Annotated in this window: 16 protein-coding genes; 14 read left to right on the forward strand and 2 right to left on the reverse strand. The window is 67.2% G+C overall.

Annotated elements, in window-relative coordinates:
- Positions 1 to 119: 119 nt before the first annotated feature.
- The 8 genes from AC1D2O_RS25700 to AC1D2O_RS25735 all read left to right on the forward strand — a co-directional run bounded on the left by AC1D2O_RS25700 (position 120) and on the right by AC1D2O_RS25735 (position 9,470).
- Positions 120 to 803 (forward strand): TetR/AcrR family transcriptional regulator, encoded by a 684-nt coding sequence (locus tag AC1D2O_RS25700; RefSeq protein ID WP_478086665.1) that lies wholly within the window; start codon positions 120 to 122, stop codon positions 801 to 803.
- Positions 804 to 864: 61 nt separating this feature from the next.
- Entirely contained in the window at positions 865 to 2,661 is a 1,797-nt protein-coding gene (locus AC1D2O_RS25705; RefSeq protein ID WP_478086666.1) for an acyl-CoA dehydrogenase C-terminal domain-containing protein, read from the forward strand.
- A gap of 164 nt (positions 2,662 to 2,825) precedes the next feature.
- Complete coding sequence (locus tag AC1D2O_RS25710) at positions 2,826 to 3,200, forward strand: DUF2147 domain-containing protein (RefSeq protein WP_478086672.1); 375 nt, start codon at positions 2,826 to 2,828, stop codon at positions 3,198 to 3,200.
- Between the two features lie 122 nt (positions 3,201 to 3,322).
- Complete coding sequence (locus AC1D2O_RS25715) at positions 3,323 to 5,722, forward strand: 3-hydroxyacyl-CoA dehydrogenase/enoyl-CoA hydratase family protein (protein WP_478158123.1); 2,400 nt, start codon at positions 3,323 to 3,325, stop codon at positions 5,720 to 5,722.
- 123 nt (positions 5,723 to 5,845) lie between these two features.
- Positions 5,846 to 7,042 (forward strand): acetyl-CoA C-acyltransferase, encoded by a 1,197-nt coding sequence (locus tag AC1D2O_RS25720; RefSeq protein ID WP_478094538.1) that lies wholly within the window; start codon positions 5,846 to 5,848, stop codon positions 7,040 to 7,042.
- 78 nt (positions 7,043 to 7,120) lie between these two features.
- Positions 7,121 to 7,951, forward strand: coding sequence for an acyl-CoA thioesterase (locus AC1D2O_RS25725; RefSeq protein ID WP_478094536.1), 831 nt, complete (start codon positions 7,121 to 7,123; stop codon positions 7,949 to 7,951).
- Positions 7,952 to 8,075: 124 nt separating this feature from the next.
- Entirely contained in the window at positions 8,076 to 8,675 is a 600-nt protein-coding gene (locus tag AC1D2O_RS25730) for a 2-hydroxychromene-2-carboxylate isomerase (RefSeq protein ID WP_478158124.1), read from the forward strand.
- A 30-nt stretch (positions 8,676 to 8,705) separates the two neighbouring features.
- Positions 8,706 to 9,470: an enoyl-CoA hydratase gene (locus tag AC1D2O_RS25735; protein ID WP_478158125.1), complete on the forward strand. Its 765-nt coding sequence runs from the start codon at positions 8,706 to 8,708 to the stop codon at positions 9,468 to 9,470.
- A gap of 275 nt (positions 9,471 to 9,745) precedes the next feature.
- Here AC1D2O_RS25735 and AC1D2O_RS25740 read toward each other — a convergent pair whose 3' ends face one another.
- Complete coding sequence (locus AC1D2O_RS25740) at positions 9,746 to 10,168, reverse strand: acyl-CoA thioesterase (protein WP_478093214.1); 423 nt, start codon at positions 10,166 to 10,168, stop codon at positions 9,746 to 9,748.
- A gap of 61 nt (positions 10,169 to 10,229) precedes the next feature.
- On the opposite strand from AC1D2O_RS25740, the gene AC1D2O_RS25745 reads away from it, so the two are divergent.
- Together AC1D2O_RS25745 and AC1D2O_RS25750 are read left to right on the forward strand one after the other, a co-directional pair.
- Positions 10,230 to 12,065, forward strand: a complete 1,836-nt coding sequence (locus AC1D2O_RS25745; RefSeq protein ID WP_478093216.1) for an ABCB family ABC transporter ATP-binding protein/permease — start codon at positions 10,230 to 10,232, stop codon at positions 12,063 to 12,065.
- Positions 12,066 to 12,095: 30 nt separating this feature from the next.
- Entirely contained in the window at positions 12,096 to 13,040 is a 945-nt protein-coding gene (locus AC1D2O_RS25750) for a 2-hydroxyacid dehydrogenase (RefSeq protein ID WP_478093218.1), read from the forward strand.
- A 24-nt stretch (positions 13,041 to 13,064) separates the two neighbouring features.
- Here the strand turns inward: AC1D2O_RS25750 and AC1D2O_RS25755 are convergent, their stop codons facing one another.
- Positions 13,065 to 14,516, reverse strand: a complete 1,452-nt coding sequence (locus AC1D2O_RS25755) for an amidase (RefSeq protein ID WP_478158126.1) — start codon at positions 14,514 to 14,516, stop codon at positions 13,065 to 13,067.
- 73 nt (positions 14,517 to 14,589) lie between these two features.
- On the opposite strand from AC1D2O_RS25755, the gene AC1D2O_RS25760 reads away from it, so the two are divergent.
- The 4 genes from AC1D2O_RS25760 to AC1D2O_RS25775 all read left to right on the forward strand — a co-directional run.
- Positions 14,590 to 15,570, forward strand: coding sequence for a LysR substrate-binding domain-containing protein (locus tag AC1D2O_RS25760; protein ID WP_478094207.1), 981 nt, complete (start codon positions 14,590 to 14,592; stop codon positions 15,568 to 15,570).
- Between the two features lie 271 nt (positions 15,571 to 15,841).
- On the forward strand, positions 15,842 to 16,744 hold the full coding sequence (locus tag AC1D2O_RS25765; protein WP_478094208.1) for a transporter substrate-binding domain-containing protein: 903 nt from the start codon (positions 15,842 to 15,844) through the stop codon (positions 16,742 to 16,744).
- Positions 16,745 to 16,835: 91 nt separating this feature from the next.
- Positions 16,836 to 17,561 (forward strand): amino acid ABC transporter permease, encoded by a 726-nt coding sequence (locus tag AC1D2O_RS25770; RefSeq protein WP_478158127.1) that lies wholly within the window; start codon positions 16,836 to 16,838, stop codon positions 17,559 to 17,561.
- Between the two features lies 1 nt (position 17,562).
- Positions 17,563 to 17,800, forward strand: a 238-nt coding sequence (locus AC1D2O_RS25775; RefSeq protein WP_478158128.1) for an ABC transporter permease subunit, incomplete at its 3' end; no start/stop codon positions are given.

Genomic DNA, 17,800 nt, shown 5'->3' on the forward strand with positions numbered 1-17,800 from the left:
GACCCTCCACGCGGCCAACCATCCGAAAGACCCGCAAATTGCGTGGGTCTTTTGACTTTGGCAACCCGGAAATTTCCTGCAAAATAGCACGACCGTTCGTTTTATTCCAATTCCCCCCGATGCCCGACACCGCCGCTCCTGCCAAGCCCGTCCGCGCGCCCGCGAAAGGCCAGCAGACCAAGGCCGTCATCATTGACGCAGCCCTGAACCTGGCCGCCCAGATCGGCCTCGAAGGCCTGTCGATCGGCGCGCTGGCCGACGTCACCCAGATGAGCAAGTCGGGCGTCTTCGCCCATTTCGGCTCGCGCGAAGAGTTGCAGATCTCCGTGATCCGCGAGTACCACGCGCGCTTCGAGCAGGAAGTCTTCTACCCGGCGCTCAAGGCCGCGCGCGGCCTGCCGCGCCTGCGCGCGATGTTCGCCAACTGGATGAAGCGCACCTCGACCGAGATCGATTCGGGCTGCATCTACATCAGCGGCGCCGTCGAATTCGACGACCGCACCGGCCCCGTGCGCGACGCGCTGGCCGACTCGGTCAAGACCTGGCTGGCGGCGATGTACCGCGCCGTGGTGCAGGCCAAGGCCGAAGGCCATCTGCGCGAGGATGCCGACGAGAAGCAGATCGCGTTCGAGATCCACGCGCTGATCCTGGCGCTGCACTACGAGGCCCGCTTCCTGCGCTCGCCCGACTCGCTGGCTCGCGCCAACGTGGGCTTCGACAACATCCTGCGCCGCAGCGGCGCGACCGACATGCAGCCCGCCGCCGGCAGCCCGGCGCCACGGCGGCTCAAGGCCGCGCGCTGAACGCGCACGGTTCGATTCCCTTCGTTTTCTTCCTTTCCACTTGCCCTCCGGAGACCTTTCCATGCCCGCCTACACCCCGCCTCTGCGCGACATGCAGTTCGTGATGCACGAAGTGTTCAACATCACCGAGGAACTCAAGGCGCTGCCCAAGCACGCCGAGGTCGACGCCGACACCATCAACGCGATCCTCGAGGAAGGCGGGAAGTTCGCCTCCGAGGTCACCTTTCCGCTCAATATCAGCGGCGACGAGGAAGGCTGCGTGCTCGACAAGAGCACGCACGAGGTGAAGACGCCCCAGGGCTTCAAGGATGCCTACGCGAAGTTCGTCGAAGGCGGCTGGGCGGCGCTCTCCTGCGACCCGGCCTATGGCGGCCAGGGCCTGCCCTATGTCGTGAACCAGTGCGTCTACGAGATGCTCAACTCGGCCAACCAGGCCTGGACCATGTACCCGGGGCTGTCGCACGGCGCCTACGAGGCGCTCGCGGCGCACGGCACCGACGAACAGAAGAAGACCTACCTGCCCAAGCTCACGAGCGGCGAGTGGACCGGCACCATGTGCCTGACCGAGCCGCATTGCGGCACCGACCTCGGCCTGCTGCGCACCAAGGCCGAGCCGCAGGCCGACGGCAGCTACAAGATCACCGGCAACAAGATCTTCATCTCGGCCGGCGAGCACGACATGGCCGACAACATCATCCACCTGGTGTTGGCCCGCCTGCCGGACGCGCCCAAGGGCAGCAAGGGCATCAGCCTGTTCGTGGTGCCCAAGTTCAACGTCAAGGCCGACGGCTCGCTGGGCAGCCGCAACGGCATCTACTGCGGCGGCCTCGAGCACAAGATGGGCATCCACGGCAACGCCACCGCGCAGATCGTGATCGAAGGCGCCACCGGCACGATGGTCGGCCAGCCCAACAAGGGCCTGGCGGCGATGTTCGTGATGATGAACGCCGCCCGCCTGGGCGTCGGCAACCAGTCGCTCGGCCTGACCGAAGTGGCTTTCCAGAATGCGCTGGCCTACGCCAAGGACCGCACGCAGATGCGCTCGCTGTCGGGCGTCAAGGCCAAGGACAAGGACGCCGATCCGATCATCGTCCACCCCGACGTGCGCAAGATGCTGATGACCGCCAAGGCCTACGCCGAGGGCGGCCGCGCGATGGCGATCTACTGCACGCTGCTGCTCGACAAGGAGCACAACCACCCCGACGAGAAGGTGCGCAAGGACGCGGGCGAGATCGTCGCGCTGCTGACGCCGATCGTGAAGTCCTTCCTGACCGACAACGGCCACACCGCGACCAACGCCTGCATGCAGGTTTTCGGCGGCCACGGCTTCATCAAGGAATGGGGCATGGAGCAGTTCGTGCGCGACAACCGCATCAACATGATCTACGAAGGCACCAACACCATCCAGTCGCTGGACCTGCTGGGCCGCAAGGTGCTGGGCAACAACGGCGCGACGCTGAAGAAGTTCGGCAAGCTGGTGGGCAAGCTGGTGGAGGAAGAGGGCGTCAACGAGAAGATGAGCGAATTCATCACGCCGGTGGCGGTGCTGGGCGACCAGCTCACCAAGTTCACGACCGAGATCGGCTTCAAGGGCTTCCAGAACCCCGACGAAGTCGGCGCCGCCGCGGTGGACTACCTGCGGGTCGCCGGCCACTTCGTGTTCGGCTACATGTTCGCGCTGATGGCGCGCACCGCGCTGCGGCAGATCGCGGCCGGCAACACCGACCCGTTCTACGTCGCCAAGCTGCAGACCGCGCGCTTCTACTTCGCCAAGCTGTTCCCCGAGACCGCGACGCTGATGCGCACCGCGCGCGCCGGCAGCGCCCCGTTGATGAACACCGACGCCGCGCTGGCATAAATATGCTCACCCCCGAATCTCCGCGCACTTCGTGTCGCTTCGGATTCCCCCTCAAGGGGGCACTGCCTGCGGCCCGGCAAAGCCGGTTCCGCGGCAGTTCCCGAACGGGCTTCGCTGCGCTTGCCGCAGTGCTTGTATTGGCAAGCGGCAGCGCCTTTGCCCAGATGAGCCCCGTGGGTGTCTGGCGCAGCATCGACGACAAGACCGGCGAGTCCAAAGCCGAGATCCGCATCGCCGAGTCGGGCGGCGCGCTGGCCGGCCGCATCGAGAAGTCGCTGAAGAAGGATGCCAAGGCCGATGCGGTGTGCGAGGAGTGCACCGACGAGCGCAAAGGCAAGTCGATCACGGGGCTGGAGATCATCCGCGGCGGCAAGAAGGCCGAGGGCAAGGACGTCTGGGAAGGCGGCAAGATCCTCGACCCCGAGAACGGCAAGGAATACCGCGCCAGCTTCACGCCCATCGACGGCGGCAAAAAGCTCGAAGTGCGCGGCTACCTCGGGCCCTTCTGGCGCACCCAAACCTGGAACCGCATTCAATAGCCCACCCCCGAATGCTGCTCACTTCGTGTAGCAGCCTCCCCCTCAAGGGGGCAACACCGGTGGCCCGGCAAAGCCGGTTCCACGGTGTTTCCCGAACAGAATCAGAACTTCGAAAGCAAGTTATGTCCAGATTCCAAGTGAAAAAGGTCGCCGTGCTCGGCGCCGGAGTGATGGGCGCGCAGATCGCCGCGCATCTCGTCAACGTGCGCGTGCCGGTCGTGCTGTTCGATCTTCCTGCAAAGGAAGGCCCGAAGAACGGCATCGTCACGCGCGCCATCGACAACCTCAAGAAGCTCAAGCCCGCGCCGCTGGCCGACGTGGCCGATGCTGTGCTGATCGAGCAGGCCAACTACGAAGACGACCTGACCAAGCTCGGCGAATGCGACCTGGTGATCGAGGCGATCGCCGAGCGCATGGACTGGAAGCTCGATCTCTACAGGAAGATCGCGCCGCATGTCGCGAAGCATGCCATCCTGGCCTCGAACACCTCGGGCCTGTCGATCACCAAGCTCAGCGAGGCCCTGCCCGAGGCGCTCAAGCCGCGCTTCTGCGGCATCCACTTCTTCAATCCGCCGCGCTACATGTTCCTGGTCGAGCTGATCAACACGCCGACCACCGAACCCGAAGTGCTGGACCAGCTCGAGACCTTCGTCACCAGCGCGCTCGGCAAGGGCGTGGTGCGCGCGCACGACACGCCCAACTTCATCGCCAACCGGGTCGGCATCGCCGGCATGCTGGCGACCCTGAAGGAAGTCGAGAAGTTCGGCCTCACGCCCGACGTGGTCGACGACCTCACGGGCAAGAAGCTGGGCCGCGCGAGCTCGGGCACCTTCCGCACCGCCGACGTGGTGGGCCTCGACACGATGGCCCACGTGGTCAAGACGCTGCAGGACAACCTCGACGAGAAGAGCGATCCGTTCTACCCCAACTTCGCGACGCCGCCGGTGCTGGCCAAGCTGCTCGAACTGGGCAACCTGGGCCAGAAGACCAAGGCCGGCTTCTTCAAGAAGGCCGGGCGCGACATCCTGCGCTTCGACCTGGCCAAGGGTGACTACGTGCCCTCGGGCGACAAGGCCGACGAGGTCTACGGCCGCATGCTCAAGAAGCCCGCGGCGCAGCGCCTGAAGCTTTTGCGCGAGAGCGAAGGCGCGCAGGGCCAGTTCCTGTGGGCCATCCTGCGCGACAGCTTTCACTATGCCGCCGTGCATCTGGCGACCATCGCCGAGAGCGCGCGCGACATCGACTTCGCGATGCGCTGGGGCTTCGGCATGAAGCAGGGTCCGTTCGAGCTGTGGCAGGAAGCAGGCTGGACGCAGGTCGCCAAGTGGATCCAGGAAGACATTGATGCGGGCAAGGCGCTGTCGAGCGCGCCGCTGCCGAAGTGGGTGTTCGAAGGGCCGGTGGCCGAAGCCGGCGGCGTCCATACGCCCGCAGGCTCATGGAGCGCTTCGAAGAACGGCTTCGTGGCCGCCCGCAAGCTGCCGGTGCATGAACGCCAGCTCTTCCCCGAAAGCGTGCTCGGCGCCGATGCACCCGACGCCAGCCAGGCCGGCACCACGATCCAGGACGAAGGCGACGTGCGCCTCTGGACGCTCGACGGCGAGGTGCTGATCGCCAGCATCCACTCGAAGATGCATGCCATCAGCCCCGATGTCGCCGAAGCGCTGGCGGCCGGCGTCGAGCTGGCCGAGCGCGACTACAAGGCGCTGGTGATCTGGTCGCCCGACGAGATGTTCTCGGTCGGCGCCGACCTGCAGGCGATGCTGCCGGCCTTCGTGGTCGCGGGCATCGGCGCGGTCGAAGGCGCGGAGCAGGAATTGCAGAACGTCATGCTCAAGATCCGCTACGCCAGCGTGCCGGTGGTGTCGGCCGTGCGCGGCATGGCGCTCGGCGGCGGCTGCGAACTCGCGGTGCATTCGGCGAAGCGCGTCGCGGCGATGGAAAGCTACATCGGCCTGGTCGAAGTCGGCGTGGGCCTGATCCCGGGCGCCGGCGGCCTGACCTACATCGCGCGCCGCGCGGCCGAGAACGCCGCCGCATCGACCGGCAACGACCTGCTGCCTTTCCTGACCGAAGGCTTCACCGCCGCGGCCATGGCCAAGGTCGGCACCAGCGCGCTCGAATCGAAGAAGCTCGGCTACCTGCTCGACAGCGACGTCATCGTGCCGAACAAGGACGAGCTGTTGTACGTGGCACTGCAGCAGGCCAAGGCGATGGCCGACGCCGGCTGGCGCCCGCCGCTGCGCCGCATGTTCAAGGTCGCGGGCCGCAGCGGCGCCGCCACCATCAAGGGCCAGCTGGTCAACATGCGCGACGGCGGCTTCATCAGCGCCCACGACTTCCACATCGCGAGCCTGATCGCCGAAGTGGTCACCGGCGGCGACGTCGATGCCGGCTCGCTGGTGACCGAGGAGTATTTGATGACGCTCGAGCGCAAGGCCTTCTGCTCGCTCATCGTGCATCCCAAGACGCAGGAACGCATCATGGGCATGCTCAGCACCGGCAAGCCGGTGAGGAACTAGCCCACCCCCAAGGCTTCGCGCACTTCGTGTCGCGCGCGCCCACCCCCTTCCAGGGGGCAACACCAGCGGCCCGGCAAAGCCGGTTCCTCGGTGTTCCCCGAACAGAGATTTCAGGAGCTCCTCATGAAACAGATTCAAGATGCCTACATCGTCTCCGCCACGCGCACGCCGATCGGCAAGTCGCACCGCGGCTTCTTCCGCAACTACCGCCCCGACGACCTGCTCGCGACCACGCTGAAGGCGGCGCTGGCGGCCGTGCCCGGGCTCGACCCGAAGGCCATCGAGGACATCATCTGCGGCTGCGCGATCCCCGAATCGCAGCAGGGCCTCAACGTGGCGCGCATCGGCGCGGTGCTCGCCGGCCTGCCCCACAGCATCGGCGGCATCACGGTCAATCGCTTCTGCGCTTCCGGGCTGTCGGCGGTGCAGATGGCGGCCGACCGCATCCGCGTCGGCGAGGCCGAGGTGATGATCGCGGCCGGTGTCGAGAGCATGAGCATGGTGCCGATGATGGGCAACTCGCCGTCGCTGTCGCCCTCGATCTTCGAGCGCGAAGGCGACGTCGGCATTGCCTACGGCATGGGCCTCACGGCCGAGAAGGTGGCGCAGCAGTGGAAGGTGAGCCGCGAGGCGCAGGACGCTTTTGCGCTCGAGTCGCACCGCCGCGCGCTGGCCGCGCAGCAGGCCGGCGAGTTCGCCGACGAGATCACGCCGATCGAAGTCACCGACCGCACGCCCGACCTCGCCACCGGCGAATCGAAGGCGAAGAGCCGCATCGTGAGCCTCGACGAGGGCGCGCGCCCCGACACCACGCTCGAAGGGCTGGCCAAGCTGCGCACTGTGTTCGCCGCGCGCGGCTCGGTCACGGCCGGCAACAGCTCGCAGACCTCCGACGGCGCCGGCGCGCTGATCATCGCCAGCGAGAAGGCCTGCAAGCAGTACGACTTGAAGCCGCTGGCGCGCTTCGTGAGCTTTGCCAGCAAGGGCGTGCCGCCGCACATCATGGGCATCGGCCCGATCGAGGCGATTCCCGCGGCACTGCGCTATGCCGGGCTGACGCAGGACGCCATCGACTGGTTCGAGCTCAACGAAGCCTTCGCGGCGCAGTCGCTGGCGGTGATCAACACCCTGGGCCTGGATCCGGCCAAGGTCAACCCGATGGGCGGCGCGATCGCGCTGGGCCATCCGCTCGGCGCGACGGGCGCCATTCGCTCGGCGACCGTCATCCACGCACTGCAGCGCAAGAAGCTCAAGTACGGCATGGTCACGATGTGCGTCGGCATGGGGCAGGGCGCGGCGGGGATCTTCGAGCGCGTCTAGGCCATCAGGGTTTGTGACCATGCGCAGGCGTCTCCGATACGACTGCACGACTTGCCGACACGGAGGCACACTGCGACCATGAAACGACACCCTCTCGACCAGGCCCTCGATCTCGCGCACAGCGACCTCCAGGCCGGCCACTTCTTCGGCGCCACGAGTCCGGACTACTGGAACATGGTCGGCCCCTTCGGCGGCATGACCGCGGCGGTGATGCTGCAGGCGGTGCTGCGGCATCCGGACCTGCTCGGCGAGCCGGTGGCGGCCACGGTGAACTTCGCGGCAGCCCTCGGCGAAGGCGCCTTCGAGGTGCTCGCCGTGCCGGTTCGCACCAACCGCTCGACGCAGCACTGGACGATCCAGATGTCGCAGACCGGCGCCGACGGCAAGCTGCACGTGACCACCACGGGCACGGCGGTCACGGCGCTGCGGCGCGAGACCTGGGGCGCCAACGACTTTCCGATGCCCGAGGCGCCGCCGCCTTCGGCGGTCGAGCCCATGCAAATCGGCCCGAAGGGCGTGGAATGGGTCCGGCATTACGAGATGCGGCCGATCATCGGCTCGATCCCGAGCCGTTGGGACGGCAGCGGCGAAGCCAGCGAGACGCGCATGTGGCTGCGCGACGCCGAGCCGCGGCCGCTGGATTTCGCCGCGCTCATGGCGCTCAGCGACACCTTCTACCCGCGGGTCTGGCTGCGGCGCGCCACGCCGGTGCCGATCGGCACGGTGTCGCTCACGACCTACTTTCATACCGACGCCGCGCTGCTGGCCGAAGTGGGCACCGGCTACCTGCTGGGCCGGGCCACCGGGCAGCAGTTCCGCAATGGATACTTCGACCAGGCTGCGCAGCTCTGGAGCGAGGCGGGCGCCCTGCTGGCGACCAGCAGCCAGATCGTCTACTTCAAGGAATAGACATGGCCCCCACGCACCGTCACTTCGTGTACTCACTGCCCCCCGAGGGGGCTGCGGGCCGCCTTGGGGCGGCCCGGCGCCGGCCCGCTGCCGCGACAATGAGGGGCAGCGCAAGGAGACCCGCATGACGACGACGAAATCCGTCGACTTCTATTTCGATTTCGGCAGCCCCGCCGCCTATCTGGCCTATACCCAGCTGCCGCACCTGTGCGCGGACACCGGCGCGGCGCTGGTCTGGAAGCCGATGCTGCTGGGCGGCGTGTTCCAGGCCACCGGCAACCATTCGCCGGCCGAGATCCCGGCCAAGAGGCCTTACCTCAACGAAGACCTGAAGCGTCACGCGCGCCGCTATGGGGTGCCTTTCCAGCACAACCCCCATTTCCCGATCAACACGCTGCTGCTGATGCGCGGCGCCACCGGCCTGCAGATGCGCGAGCCCGACCGCTTCCGCGCCTATGTCGACGCGGTGTTCCACGCGATGTGGGTCGAGCCGCGCAACCTCAACGAGCCGGCCACCGTCGGCGCCGTGCTGCAGGAAGCCGGATTCGACGCAGCGCAGTTGCTTGCGCTCGCCAACACGCAGGAAGTCAAGGACCAGCTCAAGGCCGCTACCCAGGAAGCGGTGCAGCGCGGCGTGTTCGGCGCGCCGACGATGTTCGTCGGCGGCCAGATGTTCTGGGGCCAGGACCGGCTCGAGTTCGTCCGCGAGGCGCTTAGCGCCTGACCGACCATTCATTTTTTTCAAGGACCTCCCATGAGCGACATCCTCGTCCACACCGAAGCCGGTGTGATGACCCTGACCTTCAACCGCCTCGACAAGAAGAACTCGATCACCGGCGCGATGTACGGCGAGCTGGCCGACGCGCTGGCGAATGCCGAGCAGGACGGCGCCGTGCGCGCCGTGCTGATCCAGGGCGACGCCACGATCTTCAGTGCCGGCAACGACATCGGCGACTTCCTCAACAAGCCGCCGTCGACCGAAGAGTCGCCGGTGTTCCGCTTCCTGCGCGGCATCGCCAGTTTCCCGAAGCCGATCGTGGCGGCGGTCTGCGGTCCGGCGGTGGGCATCGGCACCACGCTGCTGTTCCATTGCGACCTGGTCTACGCGGGCGACAACGCGGCTTTCTCGATGCCCTTCGTCAATCTAGGCCTCTGCCCCGAAGCCGCGTCGAGCCTGCTGGTGCCGCAGATGTTCGGCTACCACCGCGCGGCCGAGGCGCTGCTGCTGGGCGAGCCCTTCATGGCCGAGGCGGCGCTGGAGGTGGGCCTGGTCAATCGCGTCGTACCGCCGACCGAGGCCAATGCCATCGCCCAGGCGCAGGCCCGCAAGCTCGCGGCCAAGCCGCTGAGCGCCCTGATCGAGACCAAGCGCCTGATGAAGAAGTCGCAGCAGCCGGTGGTGCTGGAGCGCATGGCTGAAGAGGGCCAGAGCTTCGGCCGCATGCTGCGCGAGCCGGCGGCGCGCGAGGCCTTCACGGCTTTCATGGAAAAGCGCAAGCCGGACTTTTCGAACATTTGATCTCCCCCAGGTTGCCCCGCACTTCGTGTCGGGGCGCCCACCCCCTCTCCGGGGGCAACACCAGCGGCCCGGCGAAGCCGGTTCCGCGGCGTTTCGCCAACGGGCCTGGCTGCGCCGGCCGAGGGAACACCGTCGCCTTCGCTGTGTTTGTTCTTCGGCTGCGCGCAGCGCGCCTGTTGGTGGGCAGTCGCGGAACCGGCTTCGCCGGGCCGCTGACTGCGCCCCCGGTAGGGGGTGGGCGGGCTACACGAAGTGAGCCCAACCTGGGGGCGAGCTTATGCTTTCTCGATGGGGCGGGGCCGCCCGCTGTCGTCGATCGCGACGTAGGTGAAGGTGGCTTCGGTCACCTTGATGTACTCGCCCTGGGACTTGAAGCGCTCGGCGAACACCTCCACCTTGACGGTGACCGAGGTGCGCCCGATGCGCTCCAGTTTCGAGTAGAACGACAGGATGTCGCCCAGCCGCACCGGCTGCTTGAAGATGAATTCGTTGACCGCGACGGTGGCCATCCGGCCCTTGGCGTAGCGCGCCGGGATCACCGAGCCGGCCAGGTCGCACTGCGCCATCACCCAGCCGCCGAAGATGTCGCCGTTGGCGTTGCAGTCGGCCGGCATCGGGATGACCTTGAGCACCAGCTCCATGTCGGCCGGGAGGCTTTTGAGCTTGGCGGTGAGGTTGGCGCTGGATTTGGCGGACATGGGCACAATCTGGGGTGGGTCGACCGACCCCTCTGAAAACAACAGCCACGATTGTCCCCCCATGCGCCGCAGCGGCGAAGCACTTTCCTCCCCCCACCACCCCGCCTCGGCGGGCACGCCCGCCCGCAGCGACCGTTCCGACTGGGCCACGCTGCGCCGGCTGTTCCCCTACCTGTGGCGCTACAAATGGCGCGTGATGGCTGCGCTCGCCTTCATGATCGGCGCCAAGGTCGCCAATGTCGGCGTGCCGGTGCTGCTCAAGAACCTGGTCGACGCGATGTCGATCAAGCCCGGCAGCGCGGCGGCGCTGCTGGTGGTGCCGGTCGGCCTGCTGGTCGCCTACGGCCTGCTGCGGCTCTCCACCGCGGTCTTCAACGAGCTGCGCGAACTGGTCTTCGCCAAGGCCACCGAGGGCGCGGCGCGCAGCATCTCGCTGGAGGTGTTCCAGCACCTGCACGCGCTGAGCCTGCGCTTCCACCTGGAGCGCCAGACCGGCGGCATGACGCGCGACATCGAGCGCGGCACGCGCGGCGTGCATTCGCTGATCTCGATGTCGCTCTACAGCATCGTGCCGACGATCATCGAGCTGACGCTGGTGCTGACCGTCCTGGGCGTCAAGTTCGACTCGGGCTTCGTCTGGATCACGCTGGCGGCGCTGGTGGTCTACATCGGCTTCACCGTGACCGTGACCGAGTGGCGCACCCAGTTCCGCAAGACCATGAACGAGCTCGACTCGGTGGCGCAGAGTCGAGCGGTCGATTCGCTGCTCAACTACGAGACGGTCAAGTACTTCAACAACGAGGGCTTCGAGGCCGGCCGCTACGACGCCAGCCTGGAGCGCTACCGCAAGGCGGCGGTCAAGAGCCAGACCACGCTGAGCCTGCTCAATGCGGGCCAGCAATGCCTGATCGCGGTCAGCCTGGTCGCGATGCTCTACCGCGCCACGCAGGGCGTGGTCGACGGCCACATGACGCTGGGCGACCTGGTGATGGTCAACGCCTTCATGATCCAGCTCTACATCCCGCTCAATTTCCTGGGCGTGATCTACCGCGAGATCAAGCAGAGCCTGACCGACCTCGACAAGATGTTCGTGCTGCTCGAGAAGGATCGCGAAGTGCGCGACGCGCCGGATGCCCGGCCGCTGGCGGGAGCCGATTCCACCGTGCGCTTCGAGGACGTCAATTTCGCCTACGAGGCCGCGCGGCCGATCCTCAAGCACGTGAGCTTCGAGATTCCGGCCGGCAAGACGGTGGCGGTGGTCGGCCCCTCGGGCTCGGGCAAGTCGACGCTGGCCCGGCTGCTCTACCGTTTCTACGACGTGCAGCAGGGCCGCATCACGATCGGCGGCGAGGACATCCGCGACGTGCAGCAGGCCAGCGTGCGTCGCGCCATCGGCATCGTGCCGCAGGACACGGTGCTGTTCAACGACACCGTCGAATACAACATCGCCTACGGCCGTCCGGGCGCGAGCCGCGAAGAGGTGGAGGAGGCCGCGCGGGCGGCGCGTATCCATGACTTCATCGCGCACACGCCGAAGGGCTACGAAACCATGGTCGGCGAGCGCGGGCTCAAGCTCTCGGGCGGCGAGAAGCAGCGCGTGGCGATCGCGCGCACGCTGCTCAAGAACCCGCCGATCGTGATCTTCGACGAAGCCACCTCGGCGCTCGATTCGGCCAACGAGCGGGCGATCCAGTCGGAGCTCAAGAGCGCGGCGCGCAACAAGACCACGCTGGTGATCGCGCACCGCCTGTCGACCGTGGTCGATGCGCACGAGATCCTGGTGCTCGAGAGCGGCGTGATCGTCGAGCGCGGCACGCACGCCCAGTTGCTGGCGGGCCAGGGCAAGTACGCGCAGATGTGGCGGCTGCAGAAGCTCGAGGCCGAGCCGGTGCTGTGACCCCCATTGATTGATTCAGGAGCGATTCGAATGTCGGAGAAGATTCCCCTGTTGGTCCTCAACAGCCTGTCGGAAACCCACCAGGCGCAGGTCGCCGCGGTCTACGACATGACCTATCTGCCGGTGCCGACGCCGGCCGAGCGCGATGCGCTGATCGCGGCAGAGGGCGGCCGCTTCCGCGCGGTGCTGACGATCGGCTCGATCGGTCTGACGGCGGCGGAGATCGCCGCGATGCCCAGGCTCGAACTGGTCTGCGCGATGGGCGCGGGCTACGAAGCCATCGCGCTCGATGCGGCGCGGGTGCGTGGCATCGTGCTCGCCAACGGTGCCGGCACCAACGACGACTGCGTCGCGGACCATGCCTTCGGCTTGCTGATCGGCGCGATGCGCCACGTCCGTACGCTCGACCGGCTGTGCCGCGAAGGCGTGCGGCGCGAAACGATTCCGCATCCGCCGAATGTCTCGGGCAAGCGCCTGGGCATTCTGGGGCTCGGCACCATCGGCCAGAAGATCGCCAGGCGTGCCGCGGGCTTCGACATGGAGATCGGCTATCACAACCGCCAGCCGCGCGAGGGGGTGCCGCACCGCTATTTCGACAGCGTGCAGGCGTTGGCCGGATGGGCCGACATCCTGGTGGTGGCGACCCCGGGCGGTGCCGGCACGCGGCATCTGATCGATGCCCGGATCCTCGACGCACTGGGCTCGAAGGGGTTCCTCGTCAACATCTCGCGCGGCAGCGTGGTCGATACCGAGGCGCTTGCCGCGGCCCTGCGCGAAGGCCGCATCGCAGGGGCCGGTCTCGACGTCTACGAGAGCGAGCCGCTGCCACCCGAGCCGCTGATCGGCCTCGACAACGTGCTGCTCACGCCGCATATGGCGGGCTGGTCACCCGAGGCGACGCAGGCTTCGCTGGATCGCTTCATGGCCAATGCCGAAGGACACTTCGCCGGACGCGGCGTGGTGTCGCCGATCTAGTTTCGAAGCGAAAGGGCCGTCGGTTCAGACGCCCTCGGAAAGCACCGGCGGCCGCACGGAGCCCCAGCCGCAAGCCAGGTCGTACGCATGCCCCAGCCGCAGCACCGCCAGGTCGCCGTGGATCGGCCCCGCGATCTGCAGCCCCATCGGCAGGCCGGATTCGCTGAAGCCCGCGCGCACATTGAGCGTGGGCAGGCCGGCCAGCGTGAAGGGCGTGACGATCTCCATCCAGCGGTGATAGGTGTCGCTTTCGACGCCGCCGACCGACGCGGGCCACGGCAGCGCCGCATCGAAGGGAAAGACCTGCGCCGTCGGAGCGACCACGAAATCGAAGCGCTCGAAGGCCCGCAGGAAGGCGCGGTAGACATTCGAGCGATAGACCGCGGCCTGGTAGAGCGCCGCCGCATCGAGCCGATGGCTCTGCTCGATCTCCCAGCGCGCCTCGGGCTTCAGCTTCTCGCGCAGCGCCGGGTCGGCATGGGCCGCGCCCAGCTTGCCGCCGACCAGCAACTGGCGCAGGCGCAGCCACGCGGTCCAGTTCTGCTCGCGCGGGACATCAAGCTGATGCGTGTCGACTTCGCAGCCGAGGTCGCGGAAGGTCTGCAGCGCGCGCTCGCAGAGCTCGCGCACGCCGGGCGCGAGCGGCAGATCGGGCCACAGGCTGCCGAGCCAGCCGATGCGCAGGCCCTTCGGATCGCTGTCGAGCCGCATCGTGTCGGGCGCGGGCAGGGCTTCGGTCAATGAAAGCGGCAGCCTCCGGTCGAAGCCTGCCTGCACCGCGAGCAGACGCGCGGCGTCCTCGACCGTGCGCGCCATCGGCCCCTCGGTGCCGAGCTGCTGCAGGAAGAGCTCGTCTTCCGGGGCGCCGGGCACGCGGCCGCGCGAGGGCCGAAAGCCGATCACGTTGTTGAACGCCGCGGGATTGCGCAACGAGCCGCCCATGTCGCTGCCGTCGGCCACCGGCAGCATGCCCAGGGCCAGCGCCACGGCCGCGCCGCCGCTGCTGCCGCCGGCGCTCAGTGCGGGCTGGTAGGCGTTCAGCGTGGTGCCGAAGACCGTGTTGTAGGTGTGCGAGCCGAGCCCGAACTCGGGCGTGTTGGTCTTGCCGATCACGATGGCGCCGGCCGCGCGCATGCGCGCCACGTGGAGGCTGTCGGCACGCGCCGGAGAGCGCGGCGAAAGGGGCGAGCCCATCGAGGTCGGCAGGCCGGCGGCGTGGCTCAGGTCCTTCACCGCGAGCGGAAAGCCATGCATCCAGCCGCGTCGCACGCCGCGCGCCAGTTCGGCATCGCGCTCGCCGGCTTCGGCCAGCAGCTGCTGCGGCTCGCGCAGCGACACGATGGCGTTGAAGCGCGGGTTGAGCGCTTCGATGCGGGCCAGCGCGGCCTGCATCAGCGCGTGGCAGGACACGCTGCGGGCCGCGATGCGGCGCGAAAGTTCGGTGGCGCTGAGTGCGAGCAGGTCGGCGGATGGCATGGCGGGCGAGGGAAGAAAGGAGAGGGGCAGACGCGGGTTCCAGTATGGCGCGGCGCTCGCATAATCGCCGCGTATGGAAACAAAGTGGCTCGAAGACTTCATCAGCCTGGCGGAAACGCGCAGCTTCAGCCGCTCGGCCCAACTGAGACATGTGACACAGCCGGCGTTCTCGCGCCGCATCCAGGCGCTCGAAGGCTGGGCCGGCACCGACCTGGTGGATCGCAGTTCCTACCCCACCCGCCTCACGCCCGCGGGCCAGACGCTCTACAGCCAGGCCATCGAGATGCTCCAGTCGCTGCAGAGCACGCGCGCCATGCTGCGCGGCCATTCCGCGGCCGGGCAGGACGTGATCGAGATCGCCGTGCCGCACACACTGGCCTTCACCTTCTTTCCCTCCTGGGTGACGGGGCTGCGCGAGCACTTCGGGCCGATCAAGAGCCGGCTCATCGCGCTCAACGTGCACGACGCCGTGCTGCGCCTGGTCGAGGGCAGCTGCGACCTGCTGATCGCCTACCACCACCCCTCGCAGCCGCTGCCGCTGGACGCCAACCGCTATGAGATGGTGAGCCTCGGGGAGGAGGTGGTCGCTCCCTGGGTCAGGCCCGATGCCGAGGGCGCCCCGCGCTACTGCCTGCCCGGCCGGCCCGGCCAGCCGCTTCCCTATCTGGGCTATGCACCCGGCGCCTACCTGGGGCGCGTGGTGGACCAGCTGCTGAAGGAATCCGGCACCGCGATCCATCTCGATCGGGTCTACGAAACCGACATGGCCGAGGGCCTCAAGGCGATGGCGCTCGAAGGCCACGGCATCGCCTTCCTGCCGCAGAGCGCGGTGCGCAAGGAGGTCCGCGCCCGCACGCTGGTGAGCGCGCTGCCGCCCGAGATCGACCGGCTCGAGGCCACGATGGAGATCCGCGCCTACCGCGAGCGGCCCGGCGCGTCGGCGTCGGCCAAGACCACCGGTCGGACAGGCCGCGGCGACGGCGCGGCACCGCGGCTCAAGGGCGCGGCCGATGCGTTGTGGGCCTACCTCCTGCAGACCCAGCCTGCGGCCTGACAGTCTGTTCTTGTGCGGCGCACAAACTATGAGGCGGCGACATGGCGAGCGCCGCAATCGGCATTGGGCGCCGACCTCCGTCCCCTCTAAAGTCTGCCCCACGTTTTTTCCGGGCACAAAGGCTGCTTTGAGAGTTCCGTTGGGAGCGCTGGCGCTGCCGAACACCCGGTGCGCCTTGCGGCGGTGCGTCGTGCACCGGGTTGGTCCCGGTGTGGCGCAGAATGCGGGCGTCTAGAATTTCGTGTTATCTCTCAGTCACAGGAGTTTCCATATGAAGAAGCAAGTATTGGCTCTGGCCGTCATGGCGCTCGCCGCAGGAGGCGCCTTCGCCCAGGCCAATGACACGCTGGCCAAGATCAAGTCGAGCGGCAGCGTCACGATGGGCGTGCGTGACTCCTCCGGCGCGCTGGCCTACACGATCGGCGACGGCAAGTACGTCGGCTTCCATACCGAAATGTCCGAACGCGTCCTGGCCGATATCCAGAAGCAGCTCGGCCTTCCCAAGCTCGACATCAAGCGCCAGCTGGTCACCTCGCAGAACCGCGTTCCCCTGGTGCAGAACGGCACCGTCGACCTCGAGTGCGGCTCGACCACCAACAACGCGACCCGCCAGAAGGACGTCTCCTTCGCGGTGACCACCTACGTCGAGGAAGTCCGCATCGCGGTCAAGGCCAACTCGGGCATCAACTCGATCAAGGACCTCAACGGCAAGAGCGTCGCCACCACCACCGGCACGACCTCGGTGCAGACCCTGCGCAAGAACGAGCGCGCCCAGGGCATCGACTTCAAGGAAGTCATGGGCAAGGACCACGCCGACAGCTTCCTGCTGCTCGAGTCGGGCCGTGCCGATGCCTTCGTGATGGACGGCCAGATCCTGGCCGGCAACATCGCCAAGTCGAAGGCCCCGGCCGACTTCAAGATCGTCGGCGAGCCGCTCTCGGTCGAGCCGATCGCCTGCATGCTGCGCAAGGACGATCCGGCCTTCAAGAAGGCGGTCGACGACAGCATCAAGCGCCAGATCGCCGACGGCTCGCTCGCCAAGCTGTACGACAAGTGGTTCATGCAGCCGATCCCGCCGACCAACACCAAGGTCGGCCTGCCGCTGTCCGATGCCACCAAGGCTGCGTGGGCCAACCCCAACGACAAGCCGATGGAAGACTACGCCAAGAAGTAAAAACGCGTGGGCTGACGCGTGAACGAACGCCCGCCTCTTCCGGCGGGCGTTTGTTTTATGAGATGCCTCCAACAATCATCGAGGAGTTGAAATGGGAAAATGGGATTGGCAGGTCTTCCTGGAGGACCCGGGCGGGAAGATACCCACCTACTGGCAGTGGCTGCTGTCGGCGTGGGGCTGGACCGTCTCGGTGTCCTTGTGCTCCCTGGTCGTGGCGCTGGTGCTCGGGTCTCTCGTCGGCGTGATCCGCACGCTGCCCAACAGCCCCTGGCTGGTGCGCTTCGGCAATGCCTGGGTCGAGCTGTTCCGCAACATCCCGCTCCTGGTTCAGATCTTTCTCTGGTACCACGTGGTGCCGAAGATATTCCCGGTCATGGCCGGCCTGCCGCCCTTCATCCTGGTGGTGTTCGCGCTGGGCTTCTTCACCTCGGCACGGATCGCCGAGCAATTGCGTTCCGGCATCCAGGCCCTGCCCAAGGGCCAGCGCTACGCGGGCATGGCAGTGGGCTTCACCACGCCGCAGTACTACCGCTACGTGATCCTGCCGATGGCCTACCGGATCATCATTCCGCCGCTCACCAGCGAATCGATGAACATCTTCAAGAACTCGTCGGTCGCATTCGCGGTGTCGATTCCCGAGATGATCCAGTTCGCGATGCAGGCCGGCGAGGAGACCGCCCGCGTGACCGAGATGTACATGGCCGTGACCGTGCTCTACGTGATCTCGGCGATGGTGATCAACCGCATCATGGCCTGGGTCGAGAAGCGGGTCCGAGTGCCCGGGTTCGTCGCGGCCGGCGGAACGGGAGGACATTGACATGAATCTCGATCTGACCTTCTTCCACTGGGACGTCGTCAGCGCCTTTCTGCTGAAAGGCCTCTATTTCAGCGTGTTCCTGACGGTGGTCGCCACGCTGGGCGGCATCTTCTTCGGCACCCTGCTCGCGCTGATGCGGCTGTCGGGCAACAAGTGGCTCGACCTGCCGGCGGCCATCTATGTCAACGGCATGCGCAGCATTCCGCTGGTGATGGTGATCCTGTGGTTCTTCCTGCTGG

This window comes from Variovorax sp. P1_G12 (assembly GCF_056405555.1).

Coding starts and splice junctions, on each gene's coding strand:
- AC1D2O_RS25700 (WP_478086665.1), top strand. CDS start 120: ATGCCCGACACCGCCGCTCCTGCCAAGCCCGTCCGCGCGCCCGCGAAA.
- AC1D2O_RS25705 (WP_478086666.1), top strand. CDS start 865: ATGCCCGCCTACACCCCGCCTCTGCGCGACATGCAGTTCGTGATGCAC.
- AC1D2O_RS25710 (WP_478086672.1), top strand. CDS start 2,826: ATGAGCCCCGTGGGTGTCTGGCGCAGCATCGACGACAAGACCGGCGAG.
- AC1D2O_RS25715 (WP_478158123.1), top strand. CDS start 3,323: ATGTCCAGATTCCAAGTGAAAAAGGTCGCCGTGCTCGGCGCCGGAGTG.
- AC1D2O_RS25720 (WP_478094538.1), top strand. CDS start 5,846: ATGAAACAGATTCAAGATGCCTACATCGTCTCCGCCACGCGCACGCCG.
- AC1D2O_RS25725 (WP_478094536.1), top strand. CDS start 7,121: ATGAAACGACACCCTCTCGACCAGGCCCTCGATCTCGCGCACAGCGAC.
- AC1D2O_RS25730 (WP_478158124.1), top strand. CDS start 8,076: ATGACGACGACGAAATCCGTCGACTTCTATTTCGATTTCGGCAGCCCC.
- AC1D2O_RS25735 (WP_478158125.1), top strand. CDS start 8,706: ATGAGCGACATCCTCGTCCACACCGAAGCCGGTGTGATGACCCTGACC.
- AC1D2O_RS25740 (WP_478093214.1), bottom strand. CDS start 10,168: ATGTCCGCCAAATCCAGCGCCAACCTCACCGCCAAGCTCAAAAGCCTC.
- AC1D2O_RS25745 (WP_478093216.1), top strand. CDS start 10,230: ATGCGCCGCAGCGGCGAAGCACTTTCCTCCCCCCACCACCCCGCCTCG.
- AC1D2O_RS25750 (WP_478093218.1), top strand. CDS start 12,096: ATGTCGGAGAAGATTCCCCTGTTGGTCCTCAACAGCCTGTCGGAAACC.
- AC1D2O_RS25755 (WP_478158126.1), bottom strand. CDS start 14,516: ATGCCATCCGCCGACCTGCTCGCACTCAGCGCCACCGAACTTTCGCGC.
- AC1D2O_RS25760 (WP_478094207.1), top strand. CDS start 14,590: ATGGAAACAAAGTGGCTCGAAGACTTCATCAGCCTGGCGGAAACGCGC.
- AC1D2O_RS25765 (WP_478094208.1), top strand. CDS start 15,842: ATGAAGAAGCAAGTATTGGCTCTGGCCGTCATGGCGCTCGCCGCAGGA.
- AC1D2O_RS25770 (WP_478158127.1), top strand. CDS start 16,836: ATGGGAAAATGGGATTGGCAGGTCTTCCTGGAGGACCCGGGCGGGAAG.